At 69.5% G+C, this 16,059-nt stretch carries 21 protein-coding genes and 1 riboswitch; of the genes, 8 read left to right on the forward strand and 13 right to left on the reverse strand.

Annotation, left to right across the window (positions count from 1 at the left end):
• Positions 1–8: 8 nt before the first annotated feature.
• Positions 9–584 (reverse strand): nucleotidyltransferase, encoded by a 576-nt coding sequence (locus ACQP2X_RS06665; protein ID WP_498695100.1) that lies wholly within the window; start codon positions 582–584, stop codon positions 9–11.
• Positions 585–767: 183 nt separating this feature from the next.
• On the opposite strand from ACQP2X_RS06665, the gene ACQP2X_RS06670 reads away from it, so the two are divergent.
• Entirely contained in the window at positions 768–1,457 is a 690-nt protein-coding gene (locus ACQP2X_RS06670; protein ID WP_498695101.1) for a dTMP kinase, read from the forward strand.
• Here the strand turns inward: ACQP2X_RS06670 and ACQP2X_RS06675 are convergent.
• Positions 1,454–2,155 carry an SDR family NAD(P)-dependent oxidoreductase gene (locus tag ACQP2X_RS06675; RefSeq protein WP_498695103.1) on the reverse strand — a complete coding sequence of 234 codons (702 nt, stop codon included), beginning with the start codon at positions 2,153–2,155 and terminating at the stop codon, positions 1,454–1,456. The two genes, ACQP2X_RS06670 and ACQP2X_RS06675, sit on opposite strands and share 4 nt — an antisense overlap.
• 522 nt (positions 2,156–2,677) lie before the next feature.
• Between ACQP2X_RS06675 and ACQP2X_RS06680 the strand changes: the two genes are divergently transcribed.
• Entirely contained in the window at positions 2,678–3,682 is a 1,005-nt protein-coding gene (locus tag ACQP2X_RS06680; protein WP_364673200.1) for a sigma-70 family RNA polymerase sigma factor, read from the forward strand.
• Positions 3,683–3,759: 77 nt separating this feature from the next.
• Here the strand turns inward: ACQP2X_RS06680 and ACQP2X_RS06685 are convergent, their stop codons facing one another.
• The 3 genes from ACQP2X_RS06685 to ACQP2X_RS06695 form a co-directional block, all read right to left on the reverse strand.
• Positions 3,760–4,668 (reverse strand): C40 family peptidase, encoded by a 909-nt coding sequence (locus ACQP2X_RS06685; protein ID WP_498695104.1) that lies wholly within the window; start codon positions 4,666–4,668, stop codon positions 3,760–3,762.
• 70 nt (positions 4,669–4,738) lie between these two features.
• Positions 4,739–4,866, reverse strand: a riboswitch (cyclic di-AMP (ydaO/yuaA leader).
• Between the two features lie 210 nt (positions 4,867–5,076).
• Positions 5,077–5,403 (reverse strand): DUF3817 domain-containing protein, encoded by a 327-nt coding sequence (locus ACQP2X_RS06690; protein WP_498695105.1) that lies wholly within the window; start codon positions 5,401–5,403, stop codon positions 5,077–5,079.
• Positions 5,404–5,426: 23 nt separating this feature from the next.
• A complete protein-coding gene (locus ACQP2X_RS06695) occupies positions 5,427–5,831 on the reverse strand; it encodes a hypothetical protein (protein ID WP_498695106.1) in 405 nt (134 codons plus the stop codon).
• Between the two features lie 39 nt (positions 5,832–5,870).
• Between ACQP2X_RS06695 and ACQP2X_RS06700 the strand changes: the two genes are divergently transcribed.
• Positions 5,871–6,101 carry a DUF6158 family protein gene (locus tag ACQP2X_RS06700; protein WP_498695107.1) on the forward strand — a complete coding sequence of 77 codons (231 nt, stop codon included), beginning with the start codon at positions 5,871–5,873 and terminating at the stop codon, positions 6,099–6,101.
• Between the two features lie 14 nt (positions 6,102–6,115).
• Entirely contained in the window at positions 6,116–6,640 is a 525-nt protein-coding gene (locus ACQP2X_RS06705; RefSeq protein ID WP_498695109.1) for a DUF1360 domain-containing protein, read from the forward strand.
• 6 nt (positions 6,641–6,646) lie between these two features.
• Here the strand turns inward: ACQP2X_RS06705 and ACQP2X_RS06710 are convergent, their stop codons facing one another.
• Positions 6,647–6,799, reverse strand: a complete 153-nt coding sequence (locus tag ACQP2X_RS06710) for a hypothetical protein (protein WP_498695110.1) — start codon at positions 6,797–6,799, stop codon at positions 6,647–6,649.
• Between the two features lie 32 nt (positions 6,800–6,831).
• Entirely contained in the window at positions 6,832–7,032 is a 201-nt protein-coding gene (locus ACQP2X_RS06715; RefSeq protein ID WP_245922924.1) for a hypothetical protein, read from the reverse strand.
• 277 nt (positions 7,033–7,309) lie between these two features.
• Here ACQP2X_RS06715 and ACQP2X_RS06720 point away from each other — a divergent pair, with 277 nt between their 5' ends.
• Together ACQP2X_RS06720 and ACQP2X_RS06725 are read left to right on the forward strand one after the other, a co-directional pair.
• Complete coding sequence (locus ACQP2X_RS06720; protein ID WP_498695111.1) at positions 7,310–7,516, forward strand: hypothetical protein; 207 nt, start codon at positions 7,310–7,312, stop codon at positions 7,514–7,516.
• Positions 7,517–7,555: 39 nt separating this feature from the next.
• A complete protein-coding gene (locus tag ACQP2X_RS06725) occupies positions 7,556–8,335 on the forward strand; it encodes an ANTAR domain-containing protein (protein WP_498695113.1) in 780 nt (259 codons plus the stop codon).
• A 238-nt stretch (positions 8,336–8,573) separates the two neighbouring features.
• Here ACQP2X_RS06725 and ACQP2X_RS06730 read toward each other — a convergent pair whose 3' ends face one another.
• From ACQP2X_RS06730 to ACQP2X_RS06750, 5 genes are all read right to left on the reverse strand, one after another.
• A complete protein-coding gene (locus ACQP2X_RS06730; protein ID WP_498695114.1) occupies positions 8,574–8,885 on the reverse strand; it encodes an antibiotic biosynthesis monooxygenase family protein in 312 nt (103 codons plus the stop codon).
• 213 nt (positions 8,886–9,098) lie between these two features.
• Entirely contained in the window at positions 9,099–10,802 is a 1,704-nt protein-coding gene (locus ACQP2X_RS06735) for an MDR family MFS transporter (protein ID WP_498695115.1), read from the reverse strand.
• Positions 10,803–10,828: 26 nt separating this feature from the next.
• Positions 10,829–11,299, reverse strand: coding sequence for a MarR family winged helix-turn-helix transcriptional regulator (locus ACQP2X_RS06740; protein ID WP_498695116.1), 471 nt, complete (start codon positions 11,297–11,299; stop codon positions 10,829–10,831).
• Positions 11,300–11,394: 95 nt separating this feature from the next.
• Positions 11,395–11,994, reverse strand: a complete 600-nt coding sequence (locus tag ACQP2X_RS06745; protein ID WP_498695117.1) for a class I SAM-dependent methyltransferase — start codon at positions 11,992–11,994, stop codon at positions 11,395–11,397.
• Entirely contained in the window at positions 11,991–12,458 is a 468-nt protein-coding gene (locus tag ACQP2X_RS06750) for a hypothetical protein (RefSeq protein WP_498695118.1), read from the reverse strand. The genes ACQP2X_RS06745 and ACQP2X_RS06750 overlap by 4 nt, the downstream gene beginning before the upstream one ends.
• Before the next feature lie 221 nt (positions 12,459–12,679).
• On the opposite strand from ACQP2X_RS06750, the gene ACQP2X_RS06755 reads away from it, so the two are divergent.
• Together ACQP2X_RS06755 and ACQP2X_RS06760 are read left to right on the forward strand one after the other, a co-directional pair.
• Positions 12,680–13,336 carry a response regulator gene (locus tag ACQP2X_RS06755; RefSeq protein WP_097319777.1) on the forward strand — a complete coding sequence of 219 codons (657 nt, stop codon included), beginning with the start codon at positions 12,680–12,682 and terminating at the stop codon, positions 13,334–13,336.
• A 156-nt stretch (positions 13,337–13,492) separates the two neighbouring features.
• Positions 13,493–14,746 carry a hypothetical protein gene (locus tag ACQP2X_RS06760; protein WP_498695119.1) on the forward strand — a complete coding sequence of 418 codons (1,254 nt, stop codon included), beginning with the start codon at positions 13,493–13,495 and terminating at the stop codon, positions 14,744–14,746.
• A 33-nt stretch (positions 14,747–14,779) separates the two neighbouring features.
• Here ACQP2X_RS06760 and serA read toward each other — a convergent pair whose 3' ends face one another.
• On the reverse strand, positions 14,780–16,009 hold the full coding sequence (gene serA, locus ACQP2X_RS06765) for a phosphoglycerate dehydrogenase (RefSeq protein ID WP_498695120.1): 1,230 nt from the start codon (positions 16,007–16,009) through the stop codon (positions 14,780–14,782).
• Positions 16,010–16,059: the final 50 nt, after the last annotated feature.

Raw genomic sequence — 16,059 nt, forward strand, 5'->3', positions numbered from 1 at the left:
CTGGCCCTTCATTTGGTTGCCAGCGCCTCCGGCAGCGGGACGACGTCCAGCCGGTCCAGCAGGATCAGAAACGCCTCGGCATAAGGTGACTTGCTCGTCTCCCGCCGGACCCGGTCCCAGTCGATCTGCTCGCGCAGCGACCGGGCCACCGGAAGTCCGGTGGCGAAATCGCAGTAGTGCTGGCTGTAGCTGAGCAGTTTGTGGATCATCAGCTGGCTGGCCGAGAGCACCGGCATGTAGATGGCCTCGACCGAGATCTGCTCGGTGTCGCGCAGCGTCTCGTCGGTCACCGGTGTCTCGACCGGCCGATAGATCAGATCGACCATCCGGTCCTCGTCGTAGACCTTGACCAGCCAGTCCTCCGGCGGCTGCTCGGTGCGGAAGCCGGCCTTGGCCAGCTCGGCCAGCGCCTGCTCCTTGTCCTGCTCACGGAGCAGGAAATCGACGTCGTGGTCGCTGGAGTGGCCGCCGTGCGCCCACACCGCGAAGCTCCCGCCCAATGCGAACGGGATGCCTGCCGCCTTGAGCGTCGAGGCAACCTTCTTCAACGTGGTGGCCAGGCCCTCGTCCACCTGGTGCGGCATGACGTTCTCCCCCTGTCGGCGTGTGCGGTCCCGTGCCGATTACGACTACCCGGGCGCCCCCGCGTTTGAACCGCCGACCTCGGGGATCTTCGGGCAAAACCCACTGCAACCCCCATTTTGGTACGGAGTTGAGCGCCGTCGCCGGAAAACCCGATGTGCACCTGCCGGTTACCGTTGGTTGGCATGACCCTTCGCACGATCGCCCTGATCGGCATCGACGGCTCCGGCAAGACGACGCAGGCGCACCGGCTGGCCGATGAGCTCGCCGCGGCCGGCCTGCCCGCCGTCTACCGGCGCAACGCGGGCGGTCGCCACTGGGTCGGAAAAGTGGCCGTCCGCCTCGGCAAACGCGACGCCGAGGACCTGATCGGCCGCCGCGGCATGCTCTTCGTCGAGTCGGTGCTGCGCTGGCTGGCCATGCTGCGCACGCTGCTGTGGCGGGTCCTCACCGGCGGCGTCGTGGTCATGGACCGCTACGCCTACTGCCAGTACGCGAGCCTGCGGGCCCGCGGCGCCCGTCCCGCCGCCGAGCGCCGGGCCCGCCTCGCCTACCGATTCTTCCCGCGCCCGGACGTGACGTTCCTGCTCGCCGTCGACCCGGCGGTGGCCCAGCGGCGGATCGACGCCCGGGGCTACGACCACGAGTCGATGGCCTATCTCACCGCGGCCGACGCCGCCTATCGCTCGCTGCCCGAGTTCGCGTCGTTCGTGGTGATCGACGCCAACGGCACCCCGGACGAGGTCTCGGCGGCCCTGCACGCCGCGCTCGCCTCGAGCCCGGTGGCCCGGCGCCGCGGCCTGCTCCTGGCCGGAGCGGCCGCGCTGGCCGGCATGCTCACCGTCGTCGGCTACCAGTTCGCCGAGCTTCTCTAAACGGGTAGTTCCGCGCCGGTGGTGGGCTTCGAGGCGTCCGAGGCGAGGAAGAGCAGCACCGAGGCGATCTCGTCGGCGCTCGGCCACTTGCTGAAGTCCGCGTCCGGCATGTCCCGCCGGTTGGCCGGGGTGTCCACGACCACGGGCAGGATCGTGTTGCACCGCACGCCGCTCTTCTTGTATTCGGTCGCCACGGCGCCGGCGAAGGCCAGCACGGCCGCCTTGGAGATCGCATATCCGGATCCACCCGGGAACGGCGACCGGGCCGCCCGCGCCGCCACGCAGACCACCGAGCCGCCGCCGGCCGCCACCAGGCGGGGGAGTGCGGCCGCGGTGACCAGATAGGTCGGCCGCAGGTTGGCCGTGAGCATCGCGTCGAGCCCGGCGATCGGCGTCTCGGCGATCAGCCCGCCGACCGCGAAACCGCCGGCCAGATTGATCACCGCCCGCAGCGGGGCGCCGCTGTCACCCGCGGCGGCCTCGACGGCGGCGGTGACATCCGTCTCGTCCTGAAGGTCGGCTGTGACCGCCAGGGCGCCCTTCGGAAGCCGTTTGGACGACCCCGGACGGATCGGGGCTACCACCCGCCAGCCCTCCGCCACGAATCTCTCGACCGCCGTCGCGCCGATGCCGCCGGTCCCACCCGTGATCAGAACCGTGCCCTCGCCCATGTGCCCTCCCGCTGTGTTCTTCGTCACCCTGGCCATCCGGATGGTTCGGGATGTCCGAACCGTTGTCGAACGGTGGGTCACTCGCCGGAGCATCACCCGTGCGGGCGAGTGAACTGCGCCGCCGCGTGCCGCATTGTGGCAGGTGGTCCCGTTCGGTCAACGCCTCGGGATCTTTTCGATCGTGCTTTTGTTTCAAGCCCGTCGCGAACCTGACGATCCACCACCTGAACCCGGGAAGCCACTCGGCCGTACAGGGTGGTGACGAGGGTCCCAAGGTCATTGGTGATGCCCGTCGCTGTGATCAATGAGGGGCCGGTGGTGTCATGAGACGAGCGACGGGTAAGCGTCAGTCAGCGCTGCCGACGACCAGGGCGCGTGGGAATGCCGCCAGTATGGGCCTGCTCAGCAAGTACGCACGGGGCTCTCAGCTATCACCCAGGCATTCGTGACACTTTCGACCCACCAGCCGGAATCAGTACAGGCAGCAATTTGTTGTGTAGATGCCAGTAACCGCAATGTGCGAACTGCGGACGTTACGGGGAGGAACTGATGGACACAGGTATCGCCCGTAGCGGGGTTAGTAGTGATGGCAATGAGGGGACCGTGGGCAACGTGGAGAAGAGCACCGTCTTGAGGACCGATCAGGTTGCCGAGGAGCGCGACCTCGTTGGCGTCTACCTGCACGAGATCTCACGGACACCGCTGCTGGACGCCGCACGCGAGGTCGAGCTCTCCAAGGCGATCGAGGCGGGCCTCTACGCCGAGCACCTGCTCGAGACCGGCGAGGCCAAGCGCGGCGTGAGCCGGGAAGAGCTCGAGCGACTGGTCACCGAGGGCCAGAAGGCCAAGGACCTGTTCATCCGGGCCAACCTGCGACTGGTCGTTTCGATCGCCCGGCGCTACGTGCGCTCCGGCATGCCGATGCTCGACCTCATCCAGGAGGGCAACACCGGCCTGGTCCGCGCGGTCGAGAAGTTCGACTACGAGCGCGGCTACAAGTTCTCGACGTACGCCACCTGGTGGGTCCGTCAGGCGATCAGCCGGGCCATCGCCCAGCAGGAGCGCACCGTGCGCCTGCCCGTGCACCTGGTCGAGGACGTCAACCGGATGCGCAACGTGACCCGTCAGCTCGTCCGTGAGCTGGGCGGCGACCCCGAGCCCGAGCAGGTCGCGGCGGCGCTGGGCGTCACCGTCGAGCGGGTCAACGAGCTCACCCGCTGGGCGCAGGACACGGTGTCCCTCGACACGCCGGTCGGCGACGACGGCGACACCAACCTGGGCGACCTGGTCGCCGACAGCGACGCTCCGTCGCCCGAGGACATCGTGCTGACGGCGCTCGAGCGCCAGCGCATCGAGGGTCTGCTCAACCACCTCGACGACCGTTCGGCCGGCATCATGCGGGCCCGCTACGGCCTCGAGGACGGCCGGGAGCACTCGCTGACCGAGGTGGCCTCGCGCTTCTCGCTCAGCCGCGAGCGCATCCGCCAGCTCGAGATCCAGGCGCTCGGCCGGCTCCGTGAGCTGGCCCGGGCCGAGGGCCTCCAGGCCGCCTGAGAAACACCCCCCCGTTTTCTAGACACAAAAGGCCGGTACCCGAGAAGGGGTACCGGCCTTTGCTGTGCCTGAGGACGCTACTTGACGCGTCCGTAGCCGTACGGCGACATGATGTCGATCGAGACTTTCTTGACCACCGATCCGGTGTGCGGCGCATGGATGATCATGCCGCCGCCCACGTAGATCGCCACGTGCCCGAGACTTCGGTAGAACACCAGATCGCCCGCCTGGAGCTGCGATCGGCTGATGTGGGCGACCACGCCCCACTGGGCCTCGGTGTTGTGCGGCAGCGACTTGCCCGCCGCGGCCCACGCGCCCGAGGTCAGGCCCGAGCAGTCCCAGGTGCTGGGGCCGTCCGCGCCGAACTCGTACGCCTCACCGAGCTGGTTGTAGGCGAAGGCCACCGCCTTGCCGGCCGAGCCCGGCAGGTTGGGGACCGTGCCCGTGTACTTCGAGGTGGACTCCTGCGCCTGGCCGTAGGCCTCGGTGCGCATGGCCATCAGCTTCTTGATGTCTTTCTGGATGGTCGTCTTGCGAGCGGCCAGCGCGTTGACCTGAGCGGTCTGCTTGGCCTGGGTCGCCTTGAGGGCGGCCTGGCGCGAGCTGAAGTTCTGGGTCGCCTCGGTGTACGAGTCGATGTCGCGCTGGTTGGCCCGGGAGATCTGGTCGAGGTAGTTGATCTTGTCGACCAGGTCGTCCTGCCCTTCACCGGACAGCAGGGCGGTCATCGGCCCGACCCGGCCCTGCATGTACGACGTCGCGGCGAGAGTGCCGACACGGGCACTCGCGGCCTTGAGCGCCGCCTGGGCGGGGGCCAGAGACGCCGCGAGCTTCTTCTCGTCCGCGATCGTCTTCTTCAGGCTGATGTTCATCTTGTTGTAGTTCTCGGTGATGTCCTCGAGCTGGTTGGACGCCGCCTCGATCTTCTTGGTGAGCTCGCTCGTGGACGGAGCCGCGTGAGCGGCTGTCGCCAGAGACCCGGTCATCGCGACTGCCATGGCCGCGACGGCGAGCACCCGAAGCCTCGTACGGAGGTGTGGCACCGGATTAGTGGCCTTTCTTCCGCTTGGCCGCCTACCGGGTTAGCTGTCGGATTCGGGCTCGGAAGTAGCCCTACCGCTACGCGCGGATTCACCCCAGAAACGCGGTTCCCCGGCTCCGTCACGGGCCTGCGGACCGCTCGGGGGAGAGCGGGCCGGCACCGCGAAGGATTGGGCGGCGCTGGCCGGCGCCACGGAGGGGAGTGGCTGCGGACCGGACCAACCGCATTAACTTATCGGGGGAAACATCAAATGCAAGTGGTCACAGAGTGATTTAAGACTGCGTACCGCTTTGCGTCATTGATCCCGATAGCACATAGTCATTCGGCGAGGACAATGTGTTGATGGTGCCTCTCAAGCCGGACTATTCGCAAGCTCGGCCTCACGCTGCGGAATCCAGTGCTTGCTCACCTTGCGCTCGACCCAGAAGGACAGGAACGGGATGGTGCCGGCCAGCATCACGGCGACCATGCGCGGGAACGACCACCCGGCCCGGCGCGACAGGTCGAAGGTGAGGACGAGGTAGACCATGAAGAGGAAGCCGTGGGCCGGGCCGACCACCGCGACCACGGTGTCGTTGTCGCCGAGGTACTTCAGCGGCATGCCGACCACGACGAGCGCGAGCAGCCCCACGCCGACGATGTAGGCGATGATCCGGTAGCGGGTCAGGGCACCCTGCACAGTGGCACGTCCTTCTTCAGTCTCTATTTCTGGCCCGGATAGTCGCCCGGGCGGGCGCCCGGGTGTTCCTTCAGCCAGGCCAGATAGTCGTTGTAGGCGGTCGTCTCGGGGTCGTCGGCGTCCACGGTGGGACGCACGGCCACCCGGACCGGCCGGCCGACGGTAACAGCCGTACCTGGGAGCCTCTCGGGCTCGGACTCGCCGGCGCGCGCCGGGTCGAGCTTGCGCCGGGCCAGCTGCACCTCGCGCCACCAGAGGAAGACGACGAAGCCCGCGAAGACCGGCCACTCGAACATGTAGCCCCAGCTGATCGCGTTCCCGCCGGTCGCGCGGCTGAACTGCCACCAGCCCAGCACCAGGCACCCGAAGAACAGGACCAGCGCCAGGACGTGCCGGGCGATCCACGCCGGAGTCCACAGGCCCTTCATGCCCTTGAGCGTACCGGCGCGGGTTTGACCTCCGCCCGCATGGGCAACCGTCCGGTCATGGAGAACGGGATCGATCCAGCGGGTCTGGCGGACGAGGACCTCTTCCGCGAGCTGTCCAGCCTCTATCGCACGCGGTTCGCCACCCTCCGTCACGGCCCGGACGCGGCCCTGGCCAACCACTTCCAGCGGACGGCCGAGCTGGAGACCGAATACATGGCCCGCTATCCCGGCCGCGAAGTGGACCCGGACCGGCTGACCCAGGACCTCTAGCTAGGAGAACCCCCTTGACCGAGACGCTGCGCGCCCGGTTGGCGCGCGTCGGCCAGTCGTACGCCCCCCACGAACACCGGCCGCTCGCCGGCTATCTGGCCGCCATGGGCGCTTTCGGCGCCCTGGCCGCGAGTCTGGCCGCGGCCGCGAAGGTGACCGGGAAGCCCGCGCCGGAACGCCCTTCCCTGGGCGACGTGGCGCTGTTGTCGATCGCCACCCACAAGCTGAGCCGGTTGATCGCCAAGGACTCGGTCACCAGCCCGCTGAGGGCACCGTTCACCCGGTACAGCGAGCCGGCCGGGGCGGCCGAGCTCAATGAAGAGGTGAGGGACCACCACAGCTCCCTGAAGCACGGGATCGGCGAACTCATCACATGCCCGTTCTGCCTGGCGGTCTGGGTGGCCACCGGCCTCACCGGCGGCCTGGTCCTGGCCCCGCGCCTGACCCGCCTGGCCGCGACGACGTTGACGGCCACCGCGGTCAGCGACTTCCTGCAGATGGCCTACGACATCGCCAAGCACGCGGCGGAAGAGGACTGAGTTTCCTCAGGGTGGTCCGTCCCGGTCGAGGCCGGACCACCCCTGAGGGCTCTCGGTCTCGCTGTCGTCCCGGTCCGCGGTGATCTCCTCGTCCACGGCCGTGTCGTCGTGCTCGGCCGCGAAATCCTCCTGCTCGTCCGGATCGCCGATCGGCTCCATGTCCGCGCCCTCCTTGGCCCGTACGGGACTTGTCAGACTTCGAGAATCCGCAGCGCCTCGGCCGCCTCGTCCTGCGCGTACTCGCCTTCCGGCAACGCGTCGATCCGGGTCATGGCGGTGGCCGGAAGATCGGCCGCGATCGCCCGGCGTTGCAGGTCGGCGCTGCTCAGCCGTTCCTGCGCGTCGAAGGCGTCGTCGAGGAAGGCGTCCAGCTCACGGAAGTCATCGCTCACGGCCGAGGACTACCCGCCGCGTGCCGCCACAAACGCTGTGACCGGGGTCACATCGGCTAATGGAATCATGCCGGTCACCCGACCGTTGAGAGCAGATGTCGGTGTGCCCAGTGTCCCCGGGCCTCACCCATTGCCTTCACGGAATACCGTTCGGCTGGAGCCGTGATGAGCCACTCGCCGCGAGGCGACCTGCACACCGACATCGCGCCGTCCCCGGTCCGCCGGGGGCGGCGCACATTTGTTTGAGGCCCGTGCCGTCGTGGGTACTTGATCTTTTATGACTGATGACCGGATCGGGCAGCGCGCCGCCGATCTGCTCCCCGAGGAGCAGGTGGGCGGGGGCAGCGCGGACCCGCGGGCGCAGGCGGAAGCCATCCTCGCCGACTCCGACGAGCGCGAGGACGACCCGGGCGCGGCGCCCGACTCGTTCCTGGAAAGGCGCAGCTCCGGACAGGCCGCCCAGACCGGCGAAACCACCCGGTAGAGGCACAAGACTTACGTGTTCTTCGATGCTCATGGCAGGATGCCCCGCGTGCCTGCCCCAAATCGCCGGGTTTCGTCCCCGCAGCGTGGCCCCGCCCGAGTGCTGACCCGCCCCGGGCGCACGCGCACACCCGCACCCCCGGCCGGCCCGCACCCGCTGGAGCTGGCGGGCTTGCTGCACGAGCTGTCGGCGCTGCTGCTGTCGGCCGAGGGCTTCACCGCGGCCTTGGAGAAACTCACCGGATTCACAGTGACCGCGGTGCCCGGCACGATCCGCTGCTCGATCGCCCTGATCGGCGAGGGGGCGCCGGTGACCCAGGCCGGCCACGGCCCCGCGGGCGAGGCCGTGGACGCCCTTCAGTACGCGCAGGGCACTCCCGGCCCGGGTCTGGAGGCCGCACGCACCCGAACGTTGGTCACCGTCCCCGATCTGCCCGCCGACCAGCGCTGGCCCGAACTGGCCGAGGCCGCCCGGTCCGACGGCGTGCGAGCGGTGGCCGCCGTGCCACTCGATCTGCCCCGAGCCGAGGTGGGCGCGCTGAGCCTCTACTTCGACGAGCCCGGTGCTCCCGGCCCCGACCGCCTGCTGACCGCCATGGCCCTGGCCAACCAGTCCGAGGTCCTGCTGGACGAGCTGCGCCGCCGAGACGCCCTGAGCGCCGGCGCCACCATCGACCACGCCATCGGCGTCATCATCGCCCAGCGAGGTTGCGGCGTCCGAGAGGCACACGACGTCCTCCGAGACACCGCCCAGCGCTTGGGCCTCGACCGCCAGTCCGTAGCCGACCGCCTCGTGACAGCAGCCGCCCGCAACGCCTGACCCGACTCGCCCCACCCGCGGCGCCGCGCCGCTTGCGGCCAGCGCTGCCTCCGTGTCGCACCCGCTTTGCGCCGCATCGGCCCAGCGCCGCGCCGCGCCGGTCGAGCCGGGCGTCGTGCCGGGTCCAGCGCAGTGCCGCGCGAGTCGAGTCGGGCGTCGTGTCGGGTCCAGCGCTGTGCCGCGCCGGTCGAGCTGGGCGTCGTGCCGGCCCAGTGCTGCGCGGCAGGCTTGAAGAAGGTCAGGCGGTGGGCTTTTCGACGTGTTGGACCACGTCGAACTCCAGCAGGGAAGCGCCGCTGGCGACGGGCTTTGCTCGTTCGCCCGAGTGGGCGGCTCGGCCGCTGCCGGCGGACCATGCCTGGAAGGCCTCTTCGGTTTCCCAGCGGGTGTAGACGAAGTAGCGGGTCTCGCCGGCCACCGGGCGCAGCAGCTCGAACGAGAGGAAGCCGGGGGCGTTTTCCACGGCGCCCTGCCGGGCGGCGAAACGCTTCTCCAGCTCGGGGCCGGCGCCCTCGGGGACGTCAATCGCGTTGATCTTCACAACAGCCATGCCGCAACGCTACTGCCCCGGCCGGGGACGGAGCGCGGTTGTCCACAGGCGGCCGAGCGCGCCGGTTTTGTGGTTTTCGAGGGTGACCACTCATGCAGGCCGCCCGGGTGGGGTGAGCGTTCTGGGCGCGCCAGCGCCCTGCTCGCCCCGCCCGGGCCCTCGACGGGAGTTGCGGTCCGTACCCACCACCCCGCTACGACATGGTCGTGAATGTCAGCTCTTGTCCTTGCCGGCGGGAACGGCGTCGGTGTCGGAGGTGGCCGGTTTGTCGCGGAGGGGACCCGCGCCCACCTCGCCCGGGACGCCGTCGCTGTTTTCGGCGGCCAGGATGTCGTCGGCGCGCTGCTGCTGGGCCGAGCGGAGGCTCAGCGGGATCTCGGGCAGGAAGAAGACGACGATCAGGCCGATCACCATGACGGCCAGGGCCAGCAGGAAGACGACCTGGATGCCTTCGGAGAAGCCCTCCTTGAACGGGTGGGCGATCACGTCCGACAGCTTCGTCAGGAACGACGTGTCGCTCAGGTCGCCGCCGCCCGCCGTGGCCTGCTGGAGGGTCTGCGCCTGGTCGGGGTTGGCCGCCAGGGCCTGCTGGAACTCGGGCGTCGCGCGGGCCGTCGTGAAGGCGTCGCTGATCTTGCCGGGCAGGACGTTGAACAGGACCGACAGGAAGATGGCGGTGCCCAGCGTGCCGCCCATCGAGCGGAAGAACGTCACCGAGCTCGTGGCGACGCCGATCTCGCGCGGGGAGACCGCGTTCTGCACCGCCGTGATCATGGGCTGCATGTTGCCGCCCAGGCCTAGGCCCATCAGCACCATGATCAGCATGGTGCGCCAGAGCGGGGTGTCGGCGCCGATCGTCGAGAACAGGGCCAGCGCGGCCACCATCAGCGTGCTGCCGATGATGGGGAAGATGCGGTAGCGGCCGGTCCGGGCGATGAGCTGGCCCGAGATGATCGAGCCGGACATGATGCCGAAGACGAACGGGATCATCTGCAGGCCGGCCATGGTGGCCGAGGAGCCCTTCACGATCTGCAGGTACAGCGGCACCGTCATCAGGCCGCCGAACATCGCCATGCCGAGGATCGTGCTGGACGTGGCGCCGACCGCGATGGTGCGGTTGCGGAACAGGCGGATCGGCAGCAGCGCCTCGTCGCCGTAGGCACGCTCGGCCAGGATGAAACCGATCAGGCCGAGGGCGCCGATGATGTAGCAGGCGAAGGCCCGGCCGGAGTCCCAGCCCCAGTCGCGGCCCTGCTCGGCGACGGTCAGCAGCGGGACCAGGCCGATGATCAGGGTGAGCGCTCCCGGCCAGTCGATGCGGTGGTCGACGCGGGTGTGCGGCAGGTGCAGCACCCGGGCCACGACGGCCATGGCGGCGATGCCGATCGGGACGTTCAGGTAGAAGACCCAGCGCCAGCCGTCGACCCACAGGATGGTGTCGGCGCCGGCGAAGAAGCCGCCCAGGATCGGGCCGAGGACGCTCGCGGTGCCGAAGACGGCCAGGAAGTAGCCCTGATATTTGGCGCGCTCGCGGGGCGGCACGATGTCGCCGATGATCGCCAGCGCCAGCGACATGAGGCCGCCGGCGCCGATGCCCTGGATCGCGCGGAACGCGGCCAGCTCGTACATGTTCTGGGAGAGGCCGCAGAGCATCGAGCCGACGACGAAGATGCCGATGGCGAACAGGAAGAACGGCCGCCGGCCGTACAGGTCGGAGAGCTTGCCGTACAGCGGCGTGGAGATCGTCGACGTGATCAGGAAGGCCGTGGTGGCCCAGGCCTGGATGTTGAAGCCGTGCAGGTCGTCGGCGATGGTACGGGTGGCCGTCGCCATGATGGTCTGGTCCAGCGCGGCGAGGAACATGCCCATCATCAAGCCGGCGAGGATCGTGAGGATCTGCCGATGGGTGAATTCCACGGACGCTGGTTTCGTCGTGGGGTTGCTCACGCGTTCTCCCGTGGTGGTGTTGCGGCCGGCTCGTTGCGCAGGAGCGCCTCGACCGAGCTGTTGAATTGTTCGAAGAGGCCGGCGAAGGTGGCGATCCGGTCCTCCGGCCACCCCTCGAGCGCCTCGCGGAGCCATGCCTGGCGGGCCTGCTCGAGCTGCTCGCAGGCGGACAGACCGGCGTCGGTGATGGCCAGGCGCGACGCCCGGCCGTCGACCGGGTCGGCCTCGCGGCGGGCCAGGCCCGCCTTCACCAGTTGCGCCACCTGACGGCTGATCGTGGAAGGGTCGGCCTGCTTGATCTCGGCGAGATCGGTGGCACGCATCGGCCCCTGGCGCCGCAGCGGGAACAGCAGCATCAGCGCGGAGAACTCCGCACCGAGGTCTCCGACACTGAGGATGCTCCTGCTCCGCGTCGCGAGTCGGTGGAACCGCACAAGTTCCTCGGCTAGTTGCGGGAGCGCGTCCACGGCATACCTGTCCTGAGGTGGATCGATTGGATGCTTGCACACTACAACTGGTTGGTTGATGAATGCATCTCGGTTTCGTTAACCGAGGGTGACGATCAGCGCATGCGCCAGACGCCTGTGACGAGCGTCTCGGTCTCCTCCAGGGCGGCCGGCACGGGCACGACGTACTCCGCCACTTTTTCGAAGAGCCTCTCCGGGAAGTACCCCCGGCCGGGGTCCCCAACCAGGACCTCGGTGTTTTGTCGGCGGGCGGCGCGCAGGGTGGCGGTCATCGTGGGCGCGACGGCCGGGCTGTAGAAGACGTCGCCGGCCAGCAGAAGATCCGTCTTCGCCGCCGGCTGCGCACTCAGGGTGACGCCGTTGGCGGCGGCGTTGCGCTGGGCGGCCGCGGCGGCGGCCGGGTCGAGATCGGTGGCGGCGGTGGTGGCGGCGCCGGCCAGGGCGGCCGCGATGGCGGCGACGCCGCTGCCGGTGGCCAGGTCGTGCACGGCCCGGCCGGCCACCTCGGCCGGGTGGTCGAGCAGATAGCGGGCCAGGGCCTGGCCGCCGGCCCAGACGAAGGCCCAGAACGGCGGCGGCTCGTCGCTGCGGAACTCGCCGCCGGTCAGGTCGAACAGGCCGACCCCGCGGTCGGCGAGATGCAGGCGGATCTCCGGCGCCAGCGGGACGGGCAGCAGCGTGGTAGCGACCTTCACACAGTGATTGTGCTGCTCCCGGCGCTGGCCATGACGAGCTTCGCGCGGTATTCGGCGCGGGCCTCGGCCGCCCAAGGCGCGTCCTCGTCCTCGAGCAGCGGCCGGGTGGCCAGGAAGGCGGCCGCGGTCAGCGGCTTGGCGGCGCGGTCGGCCGAGCGGCCCGCGGCGGCGGCGATCAGCTCGTCGAAGCGGTGGACGTCGACACGGACCTGGTCGGGGTCGAGCGACCACCGTCCACGATGGTGGCGGACGACCGGGATCGCGACCTTGAGGACGGACATGTCCGACTCAACATCTTTCTTCTTTTCTTCCAGCGTCTCCGCCAGCTCGGCCGTCGACTGCGGACCCCGCAACGCGAGCAGGGCTAGCAGGTGGCGAGGGCGGTCTCCGCCGAAATCGGGACCGACCAGGAGGATCCCTCTGGTCCGGACCTCGACGCGGCCGAAAAGCTGGATGTCGAACATGTTTCGGAACTTTGCAAGTGAGGAAGCCAGAGCGGCAAGCCCCAATGCGGGGGGTCGAATCACCCGAAAGACTGGTGATCACGGCCGCTTGGCCTCAACCGATCATCGGGCGTACCGGTGGAACGGATCCGGCCCGGTGCCGCCCCCGTCTATTGGTAGGGCAAAGATGAGACCTGGTACTCCTTAGACTTCCACGGGTCCGGTTGAGAGAAAGGTGGCGCATGACTAACGGCGATGCGATCAGCGTTCTCGTCGTCGACGGCCACCAGACGTTCGCCGAGCTGCTGGGACATGCCCTGGCCGGGCAGCCCGACCTCCAGTACGTGGGTCACGCGCTGACGGGGGCCGAGGCGCTGCGGCTGGCGGCGGAGCTCAAGCCGAACGTGATCCTGCTCGACCCCGATTTGTCCGATGCGGACGGTATTGCCATCGCGGAACTGCTCCGCGTGCGCCAGCCGGACACACGTGTGGTGATCCTCACTGCCTCCGAGGAGCAGGCCCTCGTCGGCCGGGCCACGGCGGCCGGCGCGGCCGGCTTCCTGTCCAAGAACGGGGCGCTCGGTGACGTGCTGAACGCTTTGCGTACGGCGCACGGCGGCGGCATGACCGTCTCCACCGACATCCTGGCCCGGCTGCTGCGCAGCACCAGCCCGGTCGTCGGCCCGCGCGGCGGCGGGCTCACCGCGCGTGAGGACGAGGTGCTCCAGCTCATGGCGGCCGGTCTCGACGCGCGGGCCATCGCCCGGCGGCTCGGCATCAGCCTGCACACGTGCCGCGGCTACGTGAAGGCGGTGCTGGCCAAATTGGGCGCGCACAGCCAGCTCGAGGCGGTTGCGATCGCCACCAGGCGTGGCCTGGTCCGTCCCGGCCGGCCGTAACGCTAAGTAGTTCTCGCCGGTACTCATCCGGGAAGACGTGAAATCCGTACCTGTTGCTGGGGTGCCGCTGTTGATGGCGGCGTCAGGGGAAGGATTCGCGTGGACCGAGCAGCAGCTGACCGAGCAGCGGCTGGCGGGGCACCGTCCGATGTGGCGGTGGCCGAGCCGTCGGCGCCCGGCCTGGGGAGTCGAGACACCATCTACCGGCGGCCGCCGGCGCGGCCGGAGGCGAACGAGCCGTCCTGGTTCAACGGCAGCATGCAGACCGAGGAGCCCCGGAGCCTGCCGGCGGCGGCCGAGGAGACCACGAGCCGGGTCTCGTTCGGATTCACCGACGGGCCGATCTCGCCGGTGCGCCATCCGGCCACGCCGACGTCGCCGGCACCGGTGGGCCGTGAGCCCGAGCCCGAGCCGGCGCCGATCGCGGTCGAGCTTCCGGTTCGCCGGATGGGTGACACCGCCGAGCGCCGACTGAACATTTCGGACACGGTTCTTCCGCAGACAGGCTTCCCGGACATCAGCTCGCGCGATACCGACTCACGCGACGCCGGCTCGTGGGACACGGCCTCGCGCGATGCCGGCTCGTGGGACACCGCCTCGCGTGACCAGCCGACCGGCGCGCCCCGTCCGGCGTCGTCGGCGGTGCCGCCCGCCGCGCCGCGTCAGTCCCGGGGCGTCACGGTCGGCATCGTTCTCATGAGCCTGATCGTGCTGGTTGCGGGCAGCATCGTCGGCGTCGTCTACTTCACCGGCTCCGACGACGACCTCGACTCCGTGCTCCAGCTCGGCGCCGGCGAGAACGGCAAGCGCACGGCCGTCGCCCCGCTCGACAACCGGACGAAGGCCAGCTTCGAGCTGCTCGCCGCGACCAACAAGGTCAACGTGTCGATCGGTGAGCTCGGCGACGACCTCTACCGCATCTCCACTCCGGAGGACGCGGGCATCCTGCCCAGCCCGATCGTGCGCGACGACGACGTGAAGCTCCAGGTGACGCGCGACGGCGACGGCACCGGCGGCGAGATCGACGTGGTGCTGGCGGCGAAGGTGAACTGGCAGCTGCGGTTCTCCGGCTACGCCGAGGAGCAGGTCATCAACCTCAGCGGCGGCCAGATCAGCGGCCTCGAGATGGTGGGCGGCATGCGCACCGCCCAGGTCACCCTGTCCCGTCCATCGGGCACGGTGCCGATCAAGATCAATGGCGCGGTGGAGAAACTGGCGCTGAAGTCGCCGGCCGACAGCCCCGTGCGGGTCAAGGTCGGCGGCGGGGCGCAGACCGTGGTGGCCGGGACGCGGACGCTCAAGGACGTCGCCGCGGGTTCCACGCTCACCCCGAAGGACTGGGCGGTGCCGAACCGCTACGACGTGGGCGCGGGCGCCCCGATCACGACACTGACGGTGGCCAGCGCCTGAGACCGGGAGGGCCCGTGGGCCCTCCCGGTGAACTCAGGAAAGAACGCGCAGCCGTACGGTCTGCTCCATGGCCCGCAGCCGGTCGAGCACCTCGTCGCTGAAGTCACCGCTGATGTCGGTGATGAGATAGCCGTACTCGCCGCGGGTGCTCAGCAGCTGGCCCTCGACGTTCACCTTGTGCTCGGCCAGGATGCTGTTCACCTGGGCCAGCACGCCGGGCGTGTTGACGTGGACGTGCCCGATGCGGCTCTGCCCGGCCTGCTCGGGCAGCGCGACTCCGGGGAGGTTCACACTGAGGGTGGTGTTGCCCTCCTCGACGAAGGTGGCCAGCTTGTTGGCCACGAAGGCGCCGATGTCGGACTGCGCCTCCTCGGTCGACCCGCCGATGTGCGGGGTGAGGATGACGTTGGGCAGGCCGCGCAGCTCGGAGACGAACTCGTCGCCACGGCCCTTGGGCTCGGTCGGGAAGACGTCGACCGCGGCGCCGGCGAGGTGACCGCTCTCCAGGGCCTCGCGCAGGGCGACGTGGTCGACCACGATGCCGCGCGAGAGGTTGAGGAACAGCGCGCCCTCGCGCATCCGCTTGAACTGCTCGGCGCCGAAGAAGCCGGCGTTGCCGGGGCGGCCGTCGACGTGGATCGTGACGATGTCGCTGGTCTCCAGCAGCTCCTCGATCGAGGCGCAGCGGTGCGCGTTGCTCAGCGCCAGCTTGTCGGCGGTGTCGTAGAACGACACGTGCATGCCGAGGTTCTCGGCCAGCACCGAGAGCTGGGTGCCGATGTTGCCGTAGCCGACGATGCCGAGGCGGCGGCCACGGATCTCGTGGGCGCCGTCGGCCGACTTGTCCCACACGCCCTGGTGCATGAGCGCGTTCTTCTCGGTGAGCCGCCGCGTCATCGAGATGATCTCGGCGATGGCCAGCTCGACGACCGAGCGCGTGTTGGAGAACGGGGCGTTGAAGACCGCGACGCCGTTGGCCGACGCGACGGGCAGGTCGATCTGGTCGGTGCCGATGCAGAAGGCGCCGATCGCGACGAGCTTGTCGGCCGCCTCGAGGGCCTTGGCCGTGACCCTGGTCTTGGACCGGATGCCCAGCAGGTGCACCCCGCGGATGCGCTCGATCAGCTCGGACTCGTCGAGGGCGTTGCGGACGGACTCGACGACGTATCCCTCGGACTCGAGCCGGGTCACCGCGTCGGGATGGATGCTCTCCAGTAGTAGGACTCGCACCTTGGCCTCGTCGATCATCGTGTTCCGTTCCATGAGGAAGTTGGGGGCCGTCCGGGCCGCCACGCCGAAGCCCGACTTCCCAG

The sequence above is a fragment of the Actinoplanes sp. CA-131856 genome, from assembly GCF_050956135.1.
Taxonomy (GTDB): domain Bacteria; phylum Actinomycetota; class Actinomycetes; order Mycobacteriales; family Micromonosporaceae; genus Actinoplanes.